This is a genomic window from Ewingella americana ATCC 33852 (genome assembly GCF_000735345.1).
GTDB classification, from domain to species: Bacteria; Pseudomonadota; Gammaproteobacteria; order Enterobacterales; family Enterobacteriaceae; genus Ewingella; species Ewingella americana.
On record NZ_JMPJ01000071.1, the window covers coordinates 106,979 to 129,436 of the forward strand.

Below are 22,458 nucleotides of genomic sequence, written 5' to 3' on the forward strand. Positions count from 1 at the left end.
CGCTTATATCCAGTTGGGGGGCCTTGAGCCCCCCTCTTTGTCTGGAGATTGTCTGAAGGAGTTTTATCATGGCAAAAGAATTTAGCCGTACCCAACGTGTCTCCCAAGAGATGCAAAAAGAGATCGCCATCATCTTACAGCGTGAAGTCAAAGACCCACGCGTAGGCATGGCGACCGTTTCTGGCGTCGAAGTGTCTCGTGATCTGGCGTATGCCAAAGTCTTCGTGACCTTTTTAGATGTTTTGACAACAGACAATCACGACCCTGATCGTGTTAAGAATGGCATTAAAGCTTTGCAGGACGCGTCCGGCTTCATCCGCACGCTGATTGGTAAAGCCATGCGTCTGCGTGTTGTTCCAGAGCTGACCTTTGCCTACGACAACTCACTGGTTGAAGGCATGCGCATGTCCAACCTGGTGACAAATGTAGTTAAGAATGATGCTGAGCGTCGTTCTGCCGCAGGTGATGACGAGGAATAAGAATGAGTCGCCCACGTCGTCGCGGCCGTGATATCCACGGCGTTCTGTTATTGGATAAGTCCCTTGGTTTGTCCTCTAACGACGCGCTGCAAAAAGTAAAACGTCTGTATAACGCCAACCGTGCGGGCCATACCGGTGCGCTAGACCCACTGGCTACCGGTATGCTGCCACTCTGCTTAGGCGAAGCGACCAAGTTCTCGCGTTTCCTTCTGGACTCAGACAAGCGTTATCGCGTCGTTGCCCGCATGGGGCAGCGCACTGATACCTCTGATGCCGAAGGCCAGATTATCTCCGAGCGCGATGTCGCCTTTAACCAACAGCAGTTGGATGAAGCACTGGACAGCTTCCGCGGCGAAACTCAGCAAATTCCTTCTATGTATTCCGCATTGAAATACGAAGGGAAGAAGCTCTATGAGTACGCCCGTCAGGGGATTGAAGTTCCTCGCGAATCTCGCCCGATTAACGTGTATGAACTGAAGTTCATTCGTTGGGAAGGCTTTGAGGTTGAGCTTGAGATTCATTGCTCTAAAGGGACTTACATCCGCACTATCGTTGACGATTTGGGTGAAAAGCTAGGCTGTGGCGCGCACGTGACTTACCTGCGTCGCTTGCAGGTGGCGACTTATCCTTTCGAACGAATGGTGACGATGGAACAGCTGCACGCGCTGATCGCTCAGGCTGAAGCCGAAGGCATTGAACCGCGCTTGTTGCTGGACCCTCTGCTGTTGCCGATGGACAGCGCCTGTGAAGATTTCCCTGAAGTAAACCTGTTGCCAGTTGTGGCGGGATACGTGAAGCAGGGGCAACCCGTTCAGGCTTCCGGCGCCCCGACATCAGGCATGGTGCGCATCACCGAAGGCGAAGAACGTAAGTTCATTGGCGTCGGTGAAATTGACGATGATGGCCGCATTGCGCCGCGTCGTTTGGTGGTTGAATACACCGAGTAAGCCATTTCTGCTCACCTTGCGATCGTATTATGCAAAGAGTAGAATAGCGCAGCTTATGCATTGGGTAGCTGAATTAGAGATCGGCACCCGTATTAATTATCTATAATATTTTGGAGTATGATTATGTCTCTAAGCGTTGAAGCTAAAGCTCAAATCGTTGCAGACTTTGGTCGTGGCACTAACGACAGTGGTTCTACCGAAGTTCAGGTTGCTCTGCTGACTGCTCAAATTAACCATCTGCAAGGTCACTTTGCAGAGCACAAAAAAGATCACCACAGCCGTCGTGGTCTGCTGCGTATGGTTTCTCAGCGTCGTAAACTGCTGGACTACCTGAAGCGTAAAGATGTAGCACGTTACACCAGCCTGATCGAGCGTCTGGGTCTGCGTCGCTAATCAAGCGAGTTTCAGTGTAAAGGGGCCAATAGGCCCCTTTATTCTAGGAAGCGACAGCAAATCAGGTTACTGTATGGCTGTTGTTTCTGTAGTGCTTTTAAGAACATGAACTTCCGTTACAGATGTTTTCGCGCGGCTAATGAGAGACTTTATTGCCACTTTGTCAGGTATATAAGGATTGTCATTAGTCGCGAGAATGTAGTGAGAAGCTCGGATATTTTTCGGCGTGAACTGCTGTCATAACAGCTGCGCGCCACAAAAAAGGATATTACATTGCTTAATCCGACTATTCGTAAATTCCAATACGGTCAACATACCGTAACGCTTGAAACCGGCATGATGGCACGTCAAGCGACAGCCGCAGTAATGGTTAGCATGGACGACACCGCAGTATTCGTTACTGTTGTTGGCCAGAAAAAAGCTAAACCAGGTCAGAGCTTCTTCCCACTGACCGTGAACTATCAGGAGCGTACTTACGCTGCTGGCCGTATCCCAGGCAGCTTCTTCCGTCGTGAAGGCCGCCCAAGTGAAGGCGAAACGCTGACTTCACGTCTGATTGACCGTCCAATTCGTCCACTGTTCCCAGATAGCTTCCTGAATGAAGTTCAGGTTATTGCTACCGTGGTTTCTCTGAACCCACAAGTGAACCCTGACATCGTGGCGATGATTGGTGCTTCTGCTGCACTTAGCCTGTCTGGTATTCCATTCAATGGCCCAATCGGTGCTGCACGCGTTGGTTACATCAATGACCAATACGTTCTGAACCCAACTGCTGACGAACTGAAAACCAGCCGTCTGGACTTGGTGGTTGCCGGTACTCAGGGCGCTGTGCTGATGGTTGAATCTGAAGCTGAAGTACTGAGCGAAGATCAGATGCTGGGCGCAGTCGTGTTCGGTCACGAACAACAACAAATCGTTATCGACAACATCAACTCTTTAGTTGCTGAAGTGGGTAAAGAGAAGTGGGACTGGCAGCCAGAAGTCGTGAATGCAGAACTGCACGCACGCGTTGCTGCTCTGTCTGAAGCTCGTCTGGGTGATGCTTACCTGATCACTGAGAAGCAAGAGCGTTACACTCAGATCAACACCATCAAAGCTGAAGTTCTGCAGACTCTGCAAGCTGAAGATGAGACTCTGGACGCGGGCGAAATCTCTGATCTGCTGGGCAGCATCGAGAAAAACGTTGTTCGTAGCCGTGTTCTGCGTGGCGAGCCACGTATCGACGGTCGCGAAAAAGACATGATCCGTGGTCTGGACGTGCGTACTGGCGTGTTGCCACGTACTCACGGTTCTGCTCTGTTCACCCGTGGTGAAACTCAGGCGCTGGTTACTGCAACTCTGGGTACTGCCCGTGACGCACAGAACCTTGACGAGTTGATGGGCGAGAAGACAGATAGCTTCCTGTTCCACTACAACTTCCCTCCATACTCTGTTGGTGAAACCGGTATGGTTGGCTCGCCAAAACGTCGTGAAATTGGTCACGGTCGTCTGGCGAAACGCGGTGTGTTGGCTATGATGCCTAAACCAGAAGACTTCCCGTACACCGTGCGCGTTGTTTCTGAAATCACCGAGTCTAACGGTTCTTCTTCAATGGCTTCCGTTTGTGGTGCTTCTCTGGCACTGATGGACGCAGGCGTACCAATCAAAGCGGCCGTTGCTGGTATCGCGATGGGTCTGGTTAAAGAAGACGAAAACTTTGTTGTTCTGTCTGACATTCTGGGTGACGAAGATCACTTGGGCGACATGGACTTTAAAGTGGCCGGTAGCCGTGACGGTATTACTGCACTGCAAATGGACATTAAAATCGAAGGTATTACCCGCGAAATCATGCAGGTTGCTCTGAACCAAGCTAAGGGTGCGCGTCTGCACATTCTGGGCGTTATGGAACAGGCTATCAGCACGCCGCGCGGTGATATTTCTCAGTTCGCACCACGTATCCACACCATCAAGATCAGCCCAGATAAAATCAAGGACGTGATCGGTAAAGGTGGTTCAGTGATCCGTGCTCTGACTGAAGAAACCGGCACTACCATTGAAATTGAAGATGATGGTACAGTTAAAATCGCTGCGACCGACGGTGAGAAAGCGAAATACGCTATCCGTCGTATCGAAGAGATCACTGCTGAAATCGAAGTTGGCCGTATCTACCAAGGTAAAGTTACCCGTATCGTAGATTTCGGTGCCTTCGTCGCTATCGGTGGCGGTAAAGAAGGTCTGGTCCACATCTCTCAAATCGCTGATAAGCGCGTTGAGAAAGTGACTGACTATCTGCAAATGGGTCAAGAAGTTCCAGTTAAAGTGCTGGAAGTTGACCGTCAGGGCCGCGTTCGCTTGAGCATCAAAGAAGCGACTACGCCAAGCTCCGATGAGACTGCAGAGCCTTCAGCAGAGTAATATCTGTAACATATGTTTTACAGCTCTCTGTCTTTAAGGCAGAGAGCTGCTCGTATCACGAGCGCAGGATGCACTTGTGTTAAGCAGGCGGATGACAGGATGTTAATCCAATGTTTGTCTTCGGGAGTAGAAATGAAGCCTTTCTTGCGCTGGTGTTATGTTGCGACAGCACTTATGTTGGCAGGATGCAGCAACCATGATTGGCGTAAAAACGAAGTTCTGGCGATTCCGTTGCAGCCTACGTTGCAGCAGGAAGTCATATTGGCGCGCATGGAACAAATTCTTGCCAGCCGGGCTTTGACAGACGATGAACGCGCACAGCTGTTATATGAGCGCGGCGTACTGTATGATAGCCTTGGACTTAGAGCGTTAGCGCGAAATGATTTTTCACAAGCGCTGTCTATTCGTCCTGATATGCCAGAAGTTTTCAACTACCTGGGGATTTACCTAACGCAGGCAGGCAATTTTGATGCTGCCTATGAAGCGTTTGATTCTGTACTAGAGCTTGATCCAACTTACAACTACGCGCGTTTGAACCGAGGTATCGCACTGTATTACGGTGGCCGATTCTCGTTAGCGCAGGATGATCTGCAGGCGTTTTATCGAGACGATCCAAATGATCCCTTCCGTTCGTTATGGCTTTATCTTGCGGAGCGAGAAATCAATCCGAAGAATGCCGACGTAGCACTGCAACAACGCTACGACAAAGCGGACAGAGGGCAATGGGGATGGAATATCGTCGAATTCTACCTGGGTAAGATCAGCGAAAAAACGCTGATGGAACGCCTAAAGGCGGAAGCAACGGATAACACTTCGCTCGCTGAGCATCTCAGTGAAACTGACTTCTATTTAGGTAAGCATTACCTAAGTCTGGGGGACAAGAACAGTGCCTTGGCACTGTTCAAACTGACGGTAGCTAACAACGTTCATAATTTTGTTGAGCACCGCTATGCATTGTTGGAATTGGCGCTATTAGGCCAAGAGCAAGACGACCTATCAGAATCGGACCAGCAATAGCTGACGACACCAATCAGCCCTCTTAACCATGGTTTAACCATTTTTAAGCGCCTTAACGGGCGAGGGTTGCTTTGTTCGTTTTATAATCTAATTTGAGCCGGTTCACACTTTTCAATGAAAATGACAGAAAATTTTCTCGACGAGTTATGTAGACTGGCTGCCATTATTAATGAGGCACGTGTACATGACTACTGAGCTTGAAACCTCTTTTGCTGACCTGGGGCTGTCCGCTCCAATCATTTCTGCCCTTAACGATTTGGGCTACGAAAAACCATCACCAATCCAGGCTGAGTGTATTCCTCACCTGTTGAACGGCCGCGATGTTCTGGGCATGGCTCAGACAGGTTCCGGCAAAACCGCAGCCTTCTCACTGCCACTGCTGCACAACATTGATGCTTCTTTGAAAGCACCACAAATTCTTGTTTTAGCACCAACTCGCGAACTGGCAGTTCAGGTTGCTGAAGCAATGACCGATTTCTCTAAACACATGCATGGCGTGAATGTTGTTGCCCTTTACGGCGGCCAACGCTATGACGTTCAGCTGCGCGCTCTGCGTCAGGGGCCACAAGTTGTTGTGGGTACCCCAGGTCGCCTGCTGGACCACTTAAAACGCGGTACTCTGAACCTCTCTAACCTGAGCGGTCTGGTACTGGACGAAGCCGATGAAATGCTGCGTATGGGCTTCATCGAAGACGTCGAAACTATCATGGCGCAGATCCCGGCTGAACATCAGACCGCGCTGTTCTCTGCAACCATGCCAGAAGCGATTCGTCGTATTACTCGTCGCTTCATGAAAGATCCACAGGAAGTGCGCATTCAGTCAAGCATCACCACCCGTCCAGACATCAGCCAGAGCTACTGGTCTGTGTATGGCCTGCGTAAGAATGAAGCGCTGGTTCGTTTCCTGGAAGCTGAAGATTTCGACGCAGCAATCATCTTCGTGCGTACTAAAAACGCCACGCTGGAAGTTGCTGAAGCTCTTGAGCGTAGCGGCTACAGCAGCGCAGCGCTGAACGGCGACATGAACCAGGCTCTGCGTGAGCAGACTTTGGAGCGTCTGAAAGATGGCCGTCTGGACATTCTGATCGCAACCGACGTGGCAGCACGTGGTCTCGACGTAGAACGTATCAGCCTGGTTGTTAACTACGACATCCCAATGGACTCTGAGTCTTACGTTCACCGTATCGGTCGTACCGGTCGTGCTGGCCGTGCCGGTCGCGCTCTGCTGTTCGTTGAGAACCGCGAACGTCGCCTGCTGCGCAACATCGAACGTACAATGAAGCTGACCATTCCAGAAGTTGAAATTCCAACTGCGGATGTTCTGGGTGAGCGTCGTCTGGCTAAGTTCGCCGCTAAAGTTCAGCAGCAGCTGGAAAGCAGCGACTTGGATATGTACCGCGCCCTGTTGGCTAAACTGCAACCGGCAGAAGAGCTGGACATCGAAACTCTGGCCGCAGCACTGCTGAAAATGGCTCAGGGCGAACGTCCACTGATCGTGCCTGCTGATCCAGTGTTCAAAAGCCGTCCACCGCGTCGTGAGTTCGACGATCGTAATGATCGCGGCGACCGCCGTGACCGTCCATCTCGCGATGGTGATCGTCCTGCGCGTGATGGCGATCGTCCACGTCGTGAGCGTCGTGACGCTGGCGAAATGGAACTGTACCGTATCGAAGTGGGTCGTGATGATGGTGTTGAAGTTCGTCACATCGTTGGCGCTATCGCTAACGAAGGCGACATCAGCAGCCGTTACATCGGTAACATCAAGCTGTTCTCTTCGCACTCAACCATCGAGTTGCCGAAAGGTATGCCGGGCGAGATCCTGTCTCACTTCACCCGTACTCGTATCCTGAACAAGCCGATGAACATGCAGTTGCTGGGTGATGCTCAGCCACAGGGTGCTCGTCGTGAACGTCCAGCGGGTGCAGGCGGTGAGCGTCGTGGTAACGGTGCTCCGCGTTCTTTCAACGGTGAGCGTCGTGAAGGTGGCCGTGGGCGTCCTTTCAACGGCGAACGTCGTGAAGGTGGCGCACCAGCCGGTGAGCGTCGCGCTCCAAGCCGTGCTCCGCGTCGTACCACTGACGCATAATTTGGCTGCTGCTTCGGCAAACGTCAGATAAACAAAAACCAGCCTGCGGGCTGGTTTTTTTATGCGTGCAATATAGGAAGTGGGAAGAGGGCGTTAGCTGATACGCACTTCTTTCACCAACTCGCCCTGCAGCTGCGAAACAATGTCGAAGGAGTGCAGGCGCGCCTGATGGTCGAAAATCTGGCCGTTAATCATCAACTCGTCAGCTTCGGTTTCGCGCAGGATATTTTGCAGTCCGGCGCGAATCGTCTCTTTATTCCCCACCACGGACAGGCGCAGCGCCTGATCCACGCCAAAGCGTTCGGACGCCGACCACAGGCTCTCAATGTTATCCACCGGCTCCGGCAGTTTGCCCGGATTGCCACGACGCAGATTGATGAACTGCTGCTGGTTCGAGGTGAACATGCGGCGCGCTTCGGCGTCGGTATCAGCCGCGATGGCGTTAATGCACACCATGGCATGCGGCTTCTCAAGCTGCTCGGAAGGTTTGAACTGGCTACGATAAATCGCCAGCGCCTGATACAGCATGTCCGGCGCGAAGTGGGAAGCGAAGGCAAACGGCAAGCCAAGTGCCGCAGCCAGCTGCGCGCTATACAGGCTAGAACCTAGCAGCCAAATCGGCACGTGCAGACCTTGGCCCGGTACGGCTTGTACCGGCTGGCCTGGCTGGACATCGCCGAAGTAGTGCTGCAACTCCTGCACGTCGCGCGGGAAGTTATCTACGTCGCCCGACATATGGCGGCGCAGCGCAATCATTGTGCGCTGGTCAGTGCCCGGCGCGCGTCCTAAGCCCAGATCGACACGGTCCGGGTAGAGCGTCGCCAAGGTGCCGAACTGCTCGGCAATCACCAAGGGGGAGTGGTTAGGCAACATCACGCCGCCGGAACCAATACGGATAGTTTTGGTGCCGCCAGCGATAAAGCCAAGCAGCACCGAGGTCGCCGCACTGGCGATACCAATCATATTATGGTGCTCGGCCATCCAGTAACGCTTATAGCCAAGTTTTTCAGCGTGTTGCGCTAGTTCCAGCGAGGATTGAAAGGCTTGTTTAGGGTTTGAACCTTGAGGGACAGGAGCTAAATCAAGCACGGAAAGGGGAACGGTGTATTTCTCAGACATAGTCGTCGCTCACTCGTTGAGGGCTGAGGGCGAAGCTAATCGCCCGCTAATTATACAGCTAAGTATTACCGAATATGTTTGGGCTGAATACTTGATTTGTGCTCTAGGGATTTGGCTTTGGGTGAATGTAATTGGTTTAGTTTATAATTTTAACCAATATGTTGTTTCGTGTTAAAAAACCCTGACCGCACCCCGCTATCATGCCTGCTCTTCATTGACTGGAGACCTAGATAGCAACGGACGACGCTCGATGGAAATGGAAATGGAAATGCCACTGCTCGAATCCCGAGGGTTCTCGCGCTGAGTTTCACTCTGGCAAATAAAAAGGAAGCTAAAACAATGAGTAAGAGAATGTTATTGACCCTGCTGTTAGTGGCAGTGGCCATTTCGCTGGCGGTACTTTTCCGCGCGGGCAACCAGGACTTGTTATTGCAGGGAGAAGTGGACGCGCCGGAGGTGATCGTCGCGTCGAAAGCCAAGGGCCGCGTGATTGAGCGTTACGTGGAGCGTGGTGATGATGTTAAAGCCGGCCAGCTGCTGATGTCTCTCGACAGCCCGGAGCTGATGGCGCAGCTGCGCTCGCTGGAGGCTGCGCGCGATCAGGCCAAATCACAGCTGGAATTGTCGATTAATGGCACCCGTGAAGAGAGCATCCGCAATCTGAAAGCGACGCTCGGGCAGGCGCAAACCGAGTACACCAACGCGCGTGACGAATACAATCGTAATGCCAAAGTTGCCGCCAAAGGCTTTGTTTCTGCTTCAGATTTAGAGAATTCCCGCCGCGCGCGCGACAGCGCCTACCAGCAAGTTTTAGTCGCCAAAGCCAACCTTGATGAAGGCGTTAACGGTGACCGCGTCGAGCAGCGCCAAAGCTATGCCGCCCAGCTGCGTCAGGCTGAAGAAGACCTGCTGGAAGTGAAAGCCCAAACGGATGATTTACAGGTCAAAGCGCCAGTTGATGGTGAAGTCGGGCCGATTCCGGTGGAGGTGGGCGAGCTGCAAAGTGCCTCCAGCCCGCTGTTAACCCTGCTGCGCTTGCCGGACGCCTACTTTGTTTTCAACCTGCGTGAAGACATTCTCGCCGGGGTGCATAAAGGCGACAAAATCAGAATTCGCGTGCCTGCGCTCAATAACCAAGAGGTGGAAGCCGAGGTGCGTTACATCGCGCCATTAGGGGATTACGCCACCAAGCGCGCCACCCGCGCGACCGGCGACTTCGACCTGAAAACCTTTGAAGTTCGCCTCTATCCGCTGCAAAAAGTGCCTAACATGCGCCAAGGCATGAGTGCTTTGTGGAACTGGAAAGAGTAGTGGCAATGTTTCGGGTAAAAGCCGGCTGGCGCTGTTTCTCTCGCTCGTTCAACCGCGAAACGCGTGACGCCTTTCGCAAGCCGGTGATCCACTGGCTGGGTTGGATATTCCCTTTACTGCTGTTCATCCTGATCAGCAGTAACTTCTCCGAAGGCACCCTGTTAAACCTGCCGGTGTCGGTGGTGGATAACGACCACAGCACCCTGTCAAAGACGCTGATCCGCAAACTGGACGCGGGCTCCCATGCCCACGTGCAGGCTTTCGACGGCGGCTTGCAGGAGGCCGAGCATCGGCTGCGCACCGCGCAGGATTACGCCTTGCTCTACATTCCGCCTGACTTTCAGGCCGACGCGCTGGAAGGCAAGCAGCCCAGCGTGGTGCTCTATTACAACGCGCTGTTTTACGGCGCTGGGCTTTACTCCACGCAGGATTTCAGCGGCTTAATCACTGAATTAAATAGTAAATATCGAGCGATTCTGGCTAATGAAATGGGTAAAACCATGCCGCCAATGGCCAGCGTAGAACTGCTGTATGGCAGCCTGTTTAATGCCAGCGGCAGCTATATTTACTACCAGCAGTTCGCGGCGATGATCCATCTGATTCAGCTCTTTACCGTGACTTGCATGATTTACGTGATGGCCCGCAGCCAGTCGCTGCTCGGCGCGCCGTCCTTCACCTTTGCGCTGTTGGGCAAACTCGCACCTTACACCCTGTGTTTCACCACGCTGCTGGTGGTGGAAATCGCCATGCTGGTGGGCTTTTTTGACGCGAGGGTCAGCGGCAATCCGCTGTTTATGGTGCTGATTAGCTTCTTCTATGTGATTGCCGCCCAGAGCATCGGGCTGCTGCTGTTCACCTTCACCAGCACCACCATCACGGCCTATACCCTGATGGGGATTTTCGTCAGTATCGCGTTGACCTTCTCGGGCATGGCGGTGCCGGAGCTGTCGATGCCATTAGTGGCGCGGATCATCTCCAATATCGAGCCTTTGACTCACGCCTTGTACGCCATGTTTGATATTTTCCTGCGACAGGTGCCAGCCAGCGCCATCTTCAGCGTGTGCGCTATTTTGATGATTTACCCGCTGGTGACCGGCGTGTTGGTGCATAAGCGACTGTACCTGCGACTCAAGAAGCAGGAGCCAGGAAAATGACGCTGCGCCAATGGCTTACCACTTACTGGAAGACCTTCGTCAAAGTCCTGACCGGCATGCTCGACAAGCCGATGTGGATGATGCTGCTGATTTCGCTGTGCGTGATGAGTACGGTTTATGCCAATCGCACGGTGTGGGACTTGCCGGTGGCGGTGGTCGATCAGGACCACAGCTCGGCCAGTCGGATGCTTATCCGCCAGCTTGATGCGACCTCGAAAATCAAGATGAACAGCTACGACAGCGTGGATCAGGCCGAGAAGGATCTAGCGTGGCGAAAACTGTTCGCGGTGATCATCATGCCGGTCGATCTGGAGAAGAAGATCCTCGCAGGCAGCGACGTGGTGATCCCGGTGTACGGCGATGCCACCAACCGTCTGGCGAACGGCCAGATCCAGCAGGATGTGGTCGCGGCCTACCAGTCGATTTTGACCCAGTACAATACCGAACTGCTGATGCGTAACGGCTTTAACAGCAAGCAGGCCAATGTGCTGTTGACGCCAATCATCGGCCAGACGCTGGACTTGTTTAACCCCGGCATCAGCTTCGCGGCGATTATCTTCCCCGGCCTGCTAGTCATGCTGCTGCAACACTCCCTGCTGATCGCCAGCGTGCGGGTGAATATCACCCTCAACAGCGCGCCCGACGGCAAACCCGCAATTCCGGTATTCCTCGGCGGGTTAACGGCGCTGATCCCCATTTGGCTCTTCCTGTCGATTGTGCTGTTTGTACTTTGGCCATGGATTTTAGGTTATCGGCAGACGGCGACCATACCCGAAATCATCATGCTGACTTTCCCGTTCCTGCTGGCGGTGCTCGGGCTGGGCAAGCTGGTGACGGAGTGCCTGCGCAGCGTGGAGATGATCTACCTGACGCTCTCTTTCATCACCATGCCGGTGTTCTACATTTCAGGGACCATTTGGCCGCTACAGGCGATGCCGACGTGGGTGCGGGGCGTGTCGTCGATGCTGCCTTCCACCTGGGCTACCAAGGCGATTGCTGGAGTGAACCAGATGGGGCTGCCGTTCAAAGAGGTGGGCGGAGATATGCTGATGCTGCTGCTTCTTGGCGCGATTTATACCATTTTGGGCATCGGCCTTGGCATCTTGCGAGACAGCGGGCGGCTGCGTGGCTTGCTGCATCGCAAAAAGCCGCTGAAGAATGATTAAGGAAGGAAGTATGAAGAACAGGCGCAGAGAGTGCGCCTGTTTTGCTTCATTGCACTAACTCCAGCCCAGCGACGCGCTGCCAATAGCCATTACAGTCAGCTTTATCCTGTAACTCCAGCGCAGACAAACCTCTTTCATTGCCACGGAACTGCTCGAGCACCTGCAGGGTTTGCAGGCTTTCCGGCGACAATCTGACAATATCCACCAAGCCCTGCATTGAGGTTTGCTCATTGCCGAGGTTGTAGCAATAGCCGCTTTGGGTCTGAATGCCGTTGAGCACGAACACCTGCTGGTTCTCCTGCGACAGCACTTTGCGGCCCTGCGGATACTTAATACAGCAGGTTTCGCAATCATCCTTGGCCCGGTCTTCCGAGCGCGCGGTAAAGCAGCGCGCCGAGTAAGCCAGCGGCAAGTGGCCGTAGGACAGCACTTCCACCTCGAACTTGCCGCCAATCCCCATGTCCTGACACTGATTGAGCAGATTCACCAGCCAATCGCGGGAAAGCTCCACCGGCATGCACCAGCGCGACATGCCCTGTTGATGCAGAATCTTAAGAGTGGCGGCGTTGTAGCAGTTCAGCGCGTGTCCGGCGACAAACGGCAATTTGCGCTCGGCCGCCATGTTCACCGCGCCAAAATCATTGGCTTCCAGCAAAAACTCGCCGTTTTCCACGTAGCGTTTCAACTCATTCAATTCAGACGGAGCTTGCAGCAGTGCGAGGGTTGAAAGCACCACCTGTTTGCCGCTGGCGGCGAGCTGGCGGGCGATTTCCAGCCAATCATTGACCTTCATCTCGCGGCGCTTGGTACAGACATTTTCGCCGAGGTAGATGATGTCGGCACTGCTGCTGGCGGCGGCCTGATAAAACGCCTCAACGTCCTGCTTCGGCCAGTAATAAAGGATGGCGCCTAAAGAGTATTTCATCGTTCCCCCTGCCATTATTGCCACTTGCGATGATAAGCACCGAGCGTGGTTTGGGTGCCTTCGGACATTGAACCTAGCTGCGTCATCCACTGAGTATCGGTAGTGAAAGCCTGCGGATTGGCCTTGCAACGGTCGATAGCGGCGCGCCAGACGCGGGTCACCTCGCTGACATAGGCCGGGCTGCGCTGACGCCCCTCGATTTTCACCGACGCGATATTGGCGGCAAACAGCTCAGGCAGCAGCTCCAGCGTATTCAGGCTGGTGGGCTCTTCCAGCGCGTGATACTTCGCGCCGTCCACCAGATAGCGCCCCTTACATAGAGTCGGATATCCGGCGTTTTCGCCTTCGTTATAGCGATCGATCAGCACATTATTGAGACGCGACTCCATGCCTTCGGCGGTCTGCTGCCAGCGGACAAATCGCGCCGGAGAGCAGGCGCCCACGGTGTTTGGCGACTCGCCGGTGAGATAAGAGGAGAGGTAGCAGCGGCCTTCGGCCATGATGCACAGGCTGCCAAAGGCGAAGACTTCCAGCGGCACGACGCTGGTGCGCGACAGCTGGCGGACTTGATGCATCGACAGCACGCGCGGGAGCACGACGCGGGCGACATCGAAATTGCGCTGATAGAACTTAATGGCTTCATCGTTGGTGGCCGAGGCCTGTACCGACACGTGGCGCTCAACCTGCGGGTAGCGTTTGGCGGCGTAATCGAGCATGGCGATATCGGCGAGGATCAGCGCGTCTGCACCCAGCTGCGCGGCCATATCCACGGCGCGCTCCCAGCGCTCAAAGCCGTCAGGGTGGGCGAAGGTATTGATGGCAATATGCAGCTTGCGACGGTGGCGATGCACGTAATTCGCCGCCTCCTGCAATTTCTTCTCAGTAAAGTTCAGACCGGCAAAATGGCGGGCATTGGTATCGTCTTTTAGGCCGATATAGACCGCGTCGGCACCCTGATCAATGGCCGCTTTCAACGCAGGCAGATTGCCCGCCGGGCAAAGTAACTCCATGGTTTATTCCTGACTTCAGCCGGTAAAACTGCGCCGGTAAGAATGAAAAGGGGAGACCCGCTGACGTAAAGCCTTCATCAGTGAGCATTTTACTGGGGAGCTATTTTAGAGAAGGCGGTCGCGCAATATTTTGATTTGAGGCAGTTTATAACCTGTTGGCCCCGGCTCGGGGCGCGGGAGGTTGTGCGCGCTTTCTTTCTGTTGCAGTATTTATTGATGCAGGACGCGGTACTGAATAGTCGATGTGGCAAAATAGGGCCCATCTCTTGAGCGAATCAGTTTCCAAAGTTACCTAAAGGAGTGGTGCCAGTGTTGCAAAAACTACGAGCACGTATGGTGCGTCAGGGGCCGTCATTGTTAAGTTTGCCGGTAAAATTCACGCCTTTCGCCTTGCAGCGGCAGGTTTTGCAACAGGTGCTAAGCTGGCAATTCCGGCAGGCGCTGGCCGAGGGTGAGCTAGACTTCCTCGAAGATCGCTGGTTAAAAATCGAAGTCAGCGATATTGGTCTAAGCTGGCTGATGACCGTTGAAGATAGCAAGCTAGTGATTAGCGAGCAGGGTGAAGCGGATGTCAGTTTCAGCGGCAACGCTAACGATTTAGTGCTGATCGCCGCACGCAAGCAAGACCCTGATACGCTGTTCTTCCAGCGCCGTTTACGTATCGAAGGGGATACCGAACTCGGGCTGTACGTCAAAAATCTGATGGACGCCATCGATCTGGACAGTATGCCTTTGCTGCTAAAAAGCGGCTTAATGCGCCTGGCAGACTTTATAGAAGCAGGTTTACAAGAGGACCGCGAGCCCGGCGCTCCGGTAGTGCAAACATGTTAATTCGTACTGAAATACCGATTGATGCCGCGGGCATCGACCGTTTACTGCGCGAAACCTTCAAGCGTGACGATGAAGCAGACTTGGTGAGAGAACTGCGCGAAGACGGTTTGCTGACGCTCGGCGTGGTCGCCACCGATGACGAAGGTCAGGTGGTCGGCTACGTGGCTTTCAGCCCGGTTGATATCAAAGGGGAAGACCGCAATTGGGTCTCTCTGGCACCGCTGGCCGTCGATGAATCACTGCGCGGACAGGGCTTTGGCGAAAAACTGGTATATGAAGGTTTAGACTCACTCAATGAGTTCGGCTACGCCGCCGTGGTGGTGTTGGGCGACCCCGCCTACTATGGCCGTTTTGGCTTCAAACCCGCAGCCCAGCACGACCTGCACTGCCGCTGGCCTGACACCGAAGCCACTTTCCAGCTCTACACCCTGAGTGACGATGCCCTCAACGATGCCCACGGCGAAGTCACCTTCCCGGCGGCGTTTAATCGTTTTTGAGTCTGAAAGGCTGCTTTTAACGCGCATTTTTCTGTTGAAACAATAACCAATTCTTCCTATAGTATCTGTACGGTAAAAAACCGTACAGATATGCCTTTCTTGCATCTCTCCAAATCATAAAATCTCAAAAGAAGAGAATAGCTGCCGCCTGTGCGTTGGCAGTCTAGGAGCACCACATGTCAGCCCTGAAGAAACAGCGCATCGATCTGAGATTGTCCGACGCTGATAAAAGCGCGATCGAAGAAGCTGCGGCAATGTCCAACCAGACCATCACGCAGTTTATGGTTGCTAGTGCCTCAAAGCGTGCTGCGGAAGTTATCGAGCACCATCGGCGCCTCATCCTTAATGAAGAGTCGTGGGATCTGGTAATGGATGCGATCAGCAACCCGCCTGAACTGAACGATAGGCTGAAGCGAGCCGCCAAGCGTCTTGAGAATATGGAGTAAGCGGTGGACGATTTAACAATAGGGATGTTGGTTGAAGACGCCGAATATGATTTTTCGGCATTTGATTGCGGAGAGGAGTCTCTCAACGTTTTTCTGACCGAGCACCTTGCGCGGCAGCACAGAAATCGCATTTTGCGCGGTTATCTGCTCATGACCAAAGAGCCAAAACCCAAGGTCTTAGGTTATTACACGCTGTCGGGCAGCTGCTTTGAGAAGGCTTCTTTGCCATCAAATACTCAGAAAAGAAAAGTGCCTTATGAAAACGTCCCCAGCATCACGTTGGGCCGTTTGGCGGTTCATAAAGAGTTGCACGGGCAGGAGTGGGGAACCACGCTGGTAACACATGCCATGAAGGTGGTTTACTTGGCTTCTAAGGCTGTTGGCGTCCACGCACTTTTTGTTGATGCACTGAATGATAAGGCGAAAGGCTTCTACCAAAAATTGGGTTTCATCCCTCTTGCTGGCGATAATGCCCATTCTCTTTTCTTACCGACCAAGTCGATAGAGACGCTTTTTGCCTCCTGATTGACCGTTTACTCGGCCAAATAACCCTCCAAACTCCCCGGCTGTTCCTTTACCAGTTTCTCTTTCTGCGCTTTAGTCAGTTTTTTCACTTTCAGTTCAAGCTTCGAGGCAAGCGAGCGGTCACCGGCGGGGCAGTGGAATACGAGTTCTAGTTCGCCTTTACCGCGCAGGGCTTTGGCACCTTTGCCCGATTGATGCTGGGATAGACGGCGTTCGACCTCGGTGGTGATGCCGGTGTAGAGCATGCCGGACGGCGTGCGCAGCATGTATAAAAACCAGTGGGATGGCTCGGCAGACTCGGACATTTTGATTCGCAACGTAATGCTATGAATTGAAGTTGACGGCAAGTTTACCTTATCGGCCCAAGAGCGCGTTAAACTGGCTGCAGATAATTTTGAGGAGTAACGCATGACTGACGCGGGCGATGTAAAACATATCAGCACCTTTCTCAGTGATAATCACGTGCTGGCGCTGTGCGCGTTGGCGGACGGCGAGATGTGGAGCGCCAACTGCTTTTACGTGGCGGACCCGGAGATCATGACACTCTACTTTATGACCGAGTTGAAGACTCTGCACGGCGCAATGATGGCGAAAAACCCGCAGGTGGTGGGGACTATTGCGCCGCAGCCGGAGAGCATTGCGCTGATCCGCGGCATTCAGTATCGCGGCGAGGCGGTGATGTTGTCTGGAGAACAAGAGCAGTTGGCGCGCCAGCGTTATTGCCAGCAATTCCCCATCGCGGCGACCATGAAGGCACCGGTTTGGGCGTTAAAGCTTAATGAAATCAAGATGACCGACAATAATCTCGGTTTTGGCACCAAGTTAAGATGGCAGCGAAACGCAAGCTAACTGGCAGACACCAAAAGGGCCGGTTTCCCGGCCCTGTGGTTCAAGCTATTCAGTCAAACTATCGCATTAGTTTGGCTATTTAGCTGAGTTATGCTGCTAGCACTCTGAGCGACTCGCGGTTAAACGCGGGCAGGTCGTCTGGCGTGCGGCTGGTGACCAGCGTGTCGTTGTCTACCACCACTTCTTTGTCGAAGAACTCGGCTCCGGCGTTTTTCACATCGACCACCACCGGTTTCACCGTCGTCAGCTTGCGTCCGCGAATGACATCCGCGTTAATCAGCAGCTGCGGGCCGTGGCAAATGGCGAAAATAGGCTTGCCGCTTTTGGCAAATTGGCGCGTAAACTCGACGAAGCGATCGTCACCGCGCAGGGTATCTGGCGAGTGGCCGCCCGGCAGTAGCAGCGCGTCAAAGTCAGCGACTTTCACATCATCAATAGATTTATCAATGGTGACTTTGGCTTTGCCCTGCTTGCCATGAATGACGTTTCCGGCTTTATGCTCAATGGTGATCACTTGGTGGCCGGCTTTCTTGTAAGCTTCCGCTGGCGAGGTGAATTCTGAGTCTTCAAATTCGTCAGTGATAAGAACTGCAATTTTCTTGCTCATCATGTCTCCCGTTGCTTATTGGAAAATGTCTTGATGTATAAAGCTTGGACGCCATGACCGCTGAGGTCAAACCGGATTCGTCCGAGTCTGTTTCTCCATCTGGCTTATACTCAGTCAGTAACGAGATATGTCTGATGGCGCTCCCGCGCAGAAAAGACAACGCTACGCGGCTGAATCAACATAAGGAAATATCATGGCAAAGGTACTTTTGCTGGGAGCCAGCGGGCTGGTGGGCGCGGAGCTGCTCTGCCTGCTAGAGCAAGATTCACGAGTGAGTCGCATTGTTGCCCCGACGCGGCGACCATTGGCCTCGCTGAGTAAGCTGGTTAACCCCGTCGGAAGCGATATCCCCGCGCTGGTGGCGGAGCTGGATGAGCCGATAGACCTGTTTTTCTGCTGCTTAGGCACTACGCGCAAGCAGGCGGGAAGTGCGGCGGCTTTCCGCGAAATCGAATTCAAGATGGTGGTTGATAGCGCGATGGCTGCCCGTAAGCTGGGTGCTAACCACTGCCTGTTGGTTAGCGCCAACGGCGCTGACCCTGATTCACGCTTGGTTTACAACCGCACCAAAGGTGAGATTGAACAAGCGCTGATTGCCCAGAAATGGCCTTTGCTGACGCTGGTCCGCCCCTCTTTGCTGGTGGGGCATCGCCAGCCGCCGCGCTTGGTCGAGCAACTCAGCGCGCCGCTATTCAAGCTGCTGCCCGGCAAGTGGAAAGCCATTGAAGCCCTCGACGTGGCGAAGGCGATGCAGCAACAGGCATTCAATGCCGGTCTCGGCGGTATCACCGTGCTAGAGTCCAATCAGCTGGCCGCGATTGCTCGCCAATAAAGACTAGGCTGCTACCAACTGAGCGTCTGGCCGTCTCGCGCCGCGAAGACGTTTTCCGGCAGCGGGTTGCTCTGCAGCCATAAATCCAGTTTGTGGCTGATGTGGGTCAGGTAGGTTTTGCCCGGCTTTAACTGCTCATGGATAGCCAACGCCTGATGAATATCATTGTGGTTCTTGTCAGGGATTTCGCGCGGCGGGTGGCTGCAATCCAACACCATTGCATCTATTTCAATCTCCTCTAAATATTTCGCCGTCGCCAGCGGCAAACCGGCGGTGTCGGTGAGGTAAGCCAGCGTCGCTTGCTCGGTTTTAATCAAATAACCGAAGGTGATTTTAGAGTGATTAAGCGGCAGCGGCGTCAGTTGCAGATTACCGAACTGGCGCGTGACAAAGGGTTGAAACGGCGGCTGAAAATCCAGAATGCCCGGATGTTTATACAGGTCGTCACAGCCGTTTTCATCTGGCGGACCATAGACCGGGATCGCATTTCCAACACCCCAGCGCAACGGAAATAACCCCTGAACGTGATCCATATGGTAGTGTGTAAGCCAAAAACGCTGAATTTCGCCCGCCGTAAACTGTTGGGCTAACTCCGGCAATCCTGCATCAATCAGCGTCACTTCCCCCTGATATTCCAACTTTGCACTGCAAGGCTGACGGCGAAACGCCGGGTCTTTGCGCGCCTGTTCACACACGGCGCAGTCGCAACCAAAAACGGGCACCTGCTGTGCCCCGCCGGTGCCGAGAAAGGTCAATTGCATGCACGAATCCTTCAATTGAGAACTCAAAGGTATTTTTCGACAAAGCTTTCGAGGTTGCGGAAATCCGGCATGCGCGCTCTTAACGTCTCGTGATCCCAGTTCCACCACTGGCTGCGCTCGATTTTCTCAATCAAGCCGTCGTTAAAGCGCATACCAATCTTTTTCGCCGCCACGCCCGCCACGATGGAGTAAGGCTCGACGTCTTTGGTCACTACGGCTGAGGTGCCAATCACCGCGCCATTGCCGACTTTCACGCCCGGCATAATTACCGCGTTGTGGCCGACCCACACGTCGTTGCCGACGGTGACGTGATGCTCGCGGCGCCAGTCGAAGAAATTCACATCGTCTTCACCCAAATCATAGGCCGAAGCGCGATAGGTAAAGTGGTGCTGGGCGATACGATTATAGGTCGGGTGGTTGCCCGGATTGATGCGCACATAGGTGGCAATCGACACGAATTTACCAATGGTGGCATAGTGGATCTGGTTGTTACCGGCGGTATAGGAGTAGTCGTCGATGGTAGATTCTTCAAAGATGGCATTATCGGAGATGTGGACGTAGCGCCCGGCGCGGGACTTATTCATCACCACGTTTTCACCGATTTTTGGCTGTGAGAAGTCGATTTCAGCACGTTGCGGGTTTTCAACAATGTCACTCATGGCTCAACCTTCTGGGGAGAAATAGGATAGAGAAACGCGGTGGAAGGCGCAGCTAAGAGCTGCAACAGTCCTGCCAGCGTCTGTTGTAACTGGCCGTTGTTTTCCAATCTCTGACAATGTGCGGGCATTTCATTGGCGTACTGCGCCGCGCGTTGCAGGCGATGGTGGATCTGCTCGCTGTTCTCCCGCCCGCGCTGCTCTAAACGCTGGCGCAAAACCTCTTCGGATACTTGTAAGCAGACTGGGATCAGGCGCTGGCCGTAGCGCTGCATCGCCTGTTCCAAATAAGCGCGAGAGCCATTGACCACCACGTTGCAGCCTTGCTGCATCCAGTGGTCTATCTCAATGCCAACCGCGTAATGGCAATCGTGAGCCTGCCACTCCAGAGCAAACAAGCCGCGCTCGGCTCGCTGGGAAAACTCATGTTGGCTGAGAGCAATATGGTTCTCCGAGCCTGCATTGGCAGGGCGAGTGATGTAGCGATGCGCCACCATCAAATTGGGCGGCAGGTCGTGGCGCAGGGCATCCAGCAGGCTATCCTTGCCTGCTCCCGATGCGCCCATCAAGTAAACGAGTCGGCTCATCAATCATTCCTTTATCAAAACACCTGAATCCCCTGACGCCACACGTTTTGCACGTAGTGGTGGTCGGCGTGGGCGCGAGCTAGTACCAGGTCGGCGCGTTTGCCTTCGGCGATCACTCCACGGTCTTGCAGGCTCAGGGCACGGGCCGGGTTGCGGGTCACCAGACCTACCGCCTGCGGCAGCGTGAAGTCGTTGCTGTCGTCATTGGCGATACGGAACACGGCGTCGAGCAGGCTGGCCGGGTAGTAGTCAGAAGACAGGATGTCGAGAATACCCAGAGACGCCAGATGATGCGCGGCGACATTGCCGGAATGCGAGCCGCCTCGAACGATATTTGGCGCACCCATCAAGACTTGCAGGCCACATGCGTGCGAGGCCCGCGCAGCTTCTTCCGTGGTGGGGAATTCGGCAATCACGCTGCCCAGCGCGCGCGACTCTTCGACGTGCGCGGTGGTGGCGTCATCATGGCTTGCCAGCGCGATGCCCAGATTGCGGCAATGCTCGGCGATGGCGTAGCGGTTCGGTTTCGCCCAACGCAGGGAGTTCTGGATTTGCTCTTCTTGGAACGCTTCCATCTGGTCGTCATTCAGGTTGTATTTGCCCTGATAGTATTCGCGGTACTTTTGCGGCGTGGCGAACTGGCGCTGGCCCGGCGAGTGGTCCATCAGGGAGACCAGCGACAGCACTTCGGTGTGCATCAGTTTTTCAAACAGCGGCAGCGTGCTTTCGTGCGGCAGCTCGCAGCGCAGGTGTAGGCGGTGCTCGGCGCGGTTAAGACCGGCTTTGCCGCTGTTGACCACGGCAGTAATCATCTTTTCAAGATTTTCCAGACGATGGCCGCCGTCGCGCGCGTCGCCCACTGATACGGCGTCGAGCACGGTGGTAATGCCGCTGGCGACCATCAGCGCGTCGTGGCTGCTCATCGCCGAGTGGGCCGGCCAGTCAACTTTCGGGCGCGGTGTGAAGAACTTGTCGAGGTTATCGGTATGCAGCTCGATAAGCCCCGGCAGCAACCAGCCGCCTTCAGCATTGATCGCCTGCGGCAGTTGGCTGCTGGTGTCGGCGAAGGCGGTAATGACGCCGTCCTGCACTTCCAGAGAACCTTTAACGACCTGATCTTCTAGGACCAAATTGACATTGTTAATGATCATGCTGGGATCTCCGCAGAGGGCGCTGGTGTCATGGCATAGAGTCTATCGGCAACGCGCTCGCGCACGTCTTCATCGTGGAAAATGCCTACGACGGCGGCTCCACGGGCTTTGGCTTGCTGAATCAGGGTGACGACCGCGGCGCGGTTGGTGGCATCCAGCGAGGCGGTCGGTTCGTCGAGCAGTAAAATCGGGTAATCGACGATAAAACCGCGCGCAATGTTCACGCGCTGCTGTTCGCCACCGGAGAAGGTGGAGGGCGCGAGGTGCCACAGGCGCTGCGGCACGTTGAGGTGGCTCAGCAGGCGGCTGGCGCGCTCTTCGGCTTCGGCTTTGTCGACGCCCAGCTCAATCAGCGGCTGCATCACCAGATTCAGGGCGCTAATACGCGGGATAACGCGCAGGAACTGGCTTACCCAGCCGACGGTGTGGCGGCGTACGGCGAGAATTTCCCGCGCTTCTGAGCCCACCATGTCGACCCACTGGCCCTGATGTTCGACCCAAATATGGCCGCTGTCCGGCAGGTAGTTGCCGTAGAGCGAACGAAGTAAGGTTGATTTTCCGCTGCCAGAGTGGCCGTGAAGCACCACGCATTCCCCGGCATCAACTTGCAGGCTGGCGTTATTGAAAACCGGCAACCGTGCGCTGTTCTGGTTATGTAATACAAAGGTTTTACTGAGGTTTTCGACCCTGAGCTTTGTCGTCATTTTTGGTCACC

26 protein-coding genes are annotated in these 22,458 nt (G+C 54.2%); 16 read left to right on the plus strand and 10 right to left on the minus strand.

What is annotated here, in order from left to right; genetic code table 11:
- The first annotated feature begins 68 nt into the window (after window positions 1-68).
- From rbfA to GEAM_RS20225, 7 genes are all read left to right on the plus strand, one after another.
- The gene (rbfA, locus tag GEAM_RS20200; protein ID WP_034795277.1) at window positions 69-479 is read left to right on the plus strand and encodes a 30S ribosome-binding factor RbfA; all 411 of its coding nucleotides are present in this window, start codon (window positions 69-71) and stop codon (window positions 477-479) included.
- A 2-nt stretch (window positions 480-481) separates the two neighbouring features.
- Window positions 482-1,426: a tRNA pseudouridine(55) synthase TruB gene (gene truB / locus GEAM_RS20205; RefSeq protein ID WP_034795280.1), complete on the plus strand. Its 945-nt coding sequence runs from the start codon at window positions 482-484 to the stop codon at window positions 1,424-1,426.
- A gap of 123 nt (window positions 1,427-1,549) precedes the next feature.
- Complete coding sequence (gene rpsO, locus GEAM_RS20210) at window positions 1,550-1,819, plus strand: 30S ribosomal protein S15 (protein ID WP_034795283.1); 270 nt, start codon at window positions 1,550-1,552, stop codon at window positions 1,817-1,819.
- A 273-nt stretch (window positions 1,820-2,092) separates the two neighbouring features.
- The gene (pnp, locus tag GEAM_RS20215) at window positions 2,093-4,213 is read left to right on the plus strand and encodes a polyribonucleotide nucleotidyltransferase (protein WP_034795287.1); all 2,121 of its coding nucleotides are present in this window, start codon (window positions 2,093-2,095) and stop codon (window positions 4,211-4,213) included.
- 132 nt (window positions 4,214-4,345) lie between these two features.
- Complete coding sequence (gene nlpI, locus GEAM_RS20220; protein ID WP_034795290.1) at window positions 4,346-5,230, plus strand: lipoprotein NlpI; 885 nt, start codon at window positions 4,346-4,348, stop codon at window positions 5,228-5,230.
- Window positions 5,231-5,350: 120 nt separating this feature from the next.
- On the plus strand, window positions 5,351-5,425 hold the full coding sequence (yrbN, locus tag GEAM_RS23575) for a protein YrbN (protein WP_223499600.1): 75 nt from the start codon (window positions 5,351-5,353) through the stop codon (window positions 5,423-5,425).
- Window positions 5,415-7,316: a DEAD/DEAH family ATP-dependent RNA helicase gene (locus tag GEAM_RS20225; RefSeq protein WP_034795293.1), complete on the plus strand. Its 1,902-nt coding sequence runs from the start codon at window positions 5,415-5,417 to the stop codon at window positions 7,314-7,316. Before yrbN ends, GEAM_RS20225 begins: the two co-directional genes overlap by 11 nt.
- Window positions 7,317-7,409: 93 nt before the next feature.
- On the opposite strand, the gene GEAM_RS20230 is transcribed toward GEAM_RS20225, so the two are convergent.
- Window positions 7,410-8,435 (minus strand): luciferase-like monooxygenase, encoded by a 1,026-nt coding sequence (locus GEAM_RS20230; protein ID WP_034795295.1) that lies wholly within the window; start codon window positions 8,433-8,435, stop codon window positions 7,410-7,412.
- Between the two features lie 339 nt (window positions 8,436-8,774).
- Here GEAM_RS20230 and GEAM_RS20235 point away from each other — a divergent pair, with 339 nt between their 5' ends.
- Genes GEAM_RS20235 through GEAM_RS20245 form a run of 3 tightly spaced genes read left to right on the plus strand, consistent with a single transcriptional unit; the run spans window position 8,775 to window position 12,066 of the window.
- Window positions 8,775-9,746: an HlyD family secretion protein gene (locus GEAM_RS20235; RefSeq protein WP_034795298.1), complete on the plus strand. Its 972-nt coding sequence runs from the start codon at window positions 8,775-8,777 to the stop codon at window positions 9,744-9,746.
- 5 nt (window positions 9,747-9,751) lie between these two features.
- Window positions 9,752-10,900 carry an ABC transporter permease gene (locus GEAM_RS20240; protein ID WP_034795429.1) on the plus strand — a complete coding sequence of 383 codons (1,149 nt, stop codon included), beginning with the start codon at window positions 9,752-9,754 and terminating at the stop codon, window positions 10,898-10,900.
- Window positions 10,897-12,066 carry an ABC transporter permease gene (locus tag GEAM_RS20245; RefSeq protein WP_034795300.1) on the plus strand — a complete coding sequence of 390 codons (1,170 nt, stop codon included), beginning with the start codon at window positions 10,897-10,899 and terminating at the stop codon, window positions 12,064-12,066. The genes GEAM_RS20240 and GEAM_RS20245 overlap by 4 nt, the downstream gene beginning before the upstream one ends.
- A gap of 46 nt (window positions 12,067-12,112) precedes the next feature.
- Here GEAM_RS20245 and GEAM_RS20250 read toward each other — a convergent pair whose 3' ends face one another.
- Together GEAM_RS20250 and ubiU are read right to left on the minus strand one after the other, a co-directional pair.
- On the minus strand, window positions 12,113-12,991 hold the full coding sequence (locus tag GEAM_RS20250) for a U32 family peptidase (protein ID WP_034795303.1): 879 nt from the start codon (window positions 12,989-12,991) through the stop codon (window positions 12,113-12,115).
- 14 nt (window positions 12,992-13,005) lie between these two features.
- Window positions 13,006-14,001 carry a ubiquinone anaerobic biosynthesis protein UbiU gene (gene ubiU, locus GEAM_RS20255; RefSeq protein ID WP_034795306.1) on the minus strand — a complete coding sequence of 332 codons (996 nt, stop codon included), beginning with the start codon at window positions 13,999-14,001 and terminating at the stop codon, window positions 13,006-13,008.
- 309 nt (window positions 14,002-14,310) lie between these two features.
- Here ubiU and ubiT point away from each other — a divergent pair, with 309 nt between their 5' ends.
- From ubiT to GEAM_RS20275, 4 genes are all read left to right on the plus strand, one after another.
- Window positions 14,311-14,832, plus strand: coding sequence for a ubiquinone anaerobic biosynthesis accessory factor UbiT (gene ubiT, locus GEAM_RS20260; RefSeq protein WP_034795308.1), 522 nt, complete (start codon window positions 14,311-14,313; stop codon window positions 14,830-14,832).
- Window positions 14,826-15,329, plus strand: coding sequence for a GNAT family N-acetyltransferase (locus GEAM_RS20265; protein ID WP_034795310.1), 504 nt, complete (start codon window positions 14,826-14,828; stop codon window positions 15,327-15,329). Before ubiT ends, GEAM_RS20265 begins: the two co-directional genes overlap by 7 nt.
- A gap of 176 nt (window positions 15,330-15,505) precedes the next feature.
- A complete protein-coding gene (locus GEAM_RS20270) occupies window positions 15,506-15,775 on the plus strand; it encodes a type II toxin-antitoxin system TacA family antitoxin (protein ID WP_034795311.1) in 270 nt (89 codons plus the stop codon).
- Window positions 15,776-15,778: 3 nt separating this feature from the next.
- Window positions 15,779-16,300 carry a GNAT family N-acetyltransferase gene (locus GEAM_RS20275; RefSeq protein WP_034795313.1) on the plus strand — a complete coding sequence of 174 codons (522 nt, stop codon included), beginning with the start codon at window positions 15,779-15,781 and terminating at the stop codon, window positions 16,298-16,300.
- 8 nt (window positions 16,301-16,308) lie between these two features.
- On the opposite strand, the gene GEAM_RS20280 is transcribed toward GEAM_RS20275, so the two are convergent.
- Window positions 16,309-16,605 (minus strand): GIY-YIG nuclease family protein, encoded by a 297-nt coding sequence (locus GEAM_RS20280; RefSeq protein WP_034795431.1) that lies wholly within the window; start codon window positions 16,603-16,605, stop codon window positions 16,309-16,311.
- A 103-nt stretch (window positions 16,606-16,708) separates the two neighbouring features.
- Here GEAM_RS20280 and GEAM_RS20285 point away from each other — a divergent pair, with 103 nt between their 5' ends.
- A complete protein-coding gene (locus tag GEAM_RS20285) occupies window positions 16,709-17,149 on the plus strand; it encodes a YhbP family protein (protein WP_034795314.1) in 441 nt (146 codons plus the stop codon).
- 88 nt (window positions 17,150-17,237) lie between these two features.
- Here GEAM_RS20285 and GEAM_RS20290 read toward each other — a convergent pair whose 3' ends face one another.
- Complete coding sequence (locus GEAM_RS20290; protein WP_034795315.1) at window positions 17,238-17,756, minus strand: type 1 glutamine amidotransferase domain-containing protein; 519 nt, start codon at window positions 17,754-17,756, stop codon at window positions 17,238-17,240.
- 193 nt (window positions 17,757-17,949) lie between these two features.
- On the opposite strand from GEAM_RS20290, the gene GEAM_RS20295 reads away from it, so the two are divergent.
- Window positions 17,950-18,588, plus strand: coding sequence for a Rossmann-fold NAD(P)-binding domain-containing protein (locus GEAM_RS20295; protein ID WP_034795316.1), 639 nt, complete (start codon window positions 17,950-17,952; stop codon window positions 18,586-18,588).
- An 11-nt stretch (window positions 18,589-18,599) separates the two neighbouring features.
- Here GEAM_RS20295 and phnP read toward each other — a convergent pair whose 3' ends face one another.
- Genes phnP through phnL form a run of 5 tightly spaced genes read right to left on the minus strand, consistent with a single transcriptional unit; the run spans window position 18,600 to window position 22,447 of the window.
- Complete coding sequence (gene phnP, locus GEAM_RS20300) at window positions 18,600-19,349, minus strand: phosphonate metabolism protein PhnP (protein ID WP_034795317.1); 750 nt, start codon at window positions 19,347-19,349, stop codon at window positions 18,600-18,602.
- A gap of 23 nt (window positions 19,350-19,372) precedes the next feature.
- Window positions 19,373-20,008 (minus strand): LbetaH domain-containing protein, encoded by a 636-nt coding sequence (locus GEAM_RS20305; RefSeq protein WP_034795318.1) that lies wholly within the window; start codon window positions 20,006-20,008, stop codon window positions 19,373-19,375.
- The gene (gene phnN, locus GEAM_RS20310; protein ID WP_034795319.1) at window positions 20,005-20,592 is read right to left on the minus strand and encodes a ribose 1,5-bisphosphokinase; all 588 of its coding nucleotides are present in this window, start codon (window positions 20,590-20,592) and stop codon (window positions 20,005-20,007) included. The genes GEAM_RS20305 and phnN overlap by 4 nt, the downstream gene beginning before the upstream one ends.
- A gap of 14 nt (window positions 20,593-20,606) precedes the next feature.
- On the minus strand, window positions 20,607-21,743 hold the full coding sequence (gene phnM, locus GEAM_RS20315) for an alpha-D-ribose 1-methylphosphonate 5-triphosphate diphosphatase (RefSeq protein ID WP_034795321.1): 1,137 nt from the start codon (window positions 21,741-21,743) through the stop codon (window positions 20,607-20,609).
- Window positions 21,740-22,447, minus strand: a complete 708-nt coding sequence (phnL, locus tag GEAM_RS20320; RefSeq protein ID WP_034795324.1) for a phosphonate C-P lyase system protein PhnL — start codon at window positions 22,445-22,447, stop codon at window positions 21,740-21,742. The genes phnM and phnL overlap by 4 nt, the downstream gene beginning before the upstream one ends.
- Window positions 22,448-22,458: the final 11 nt, after the last annotated feature.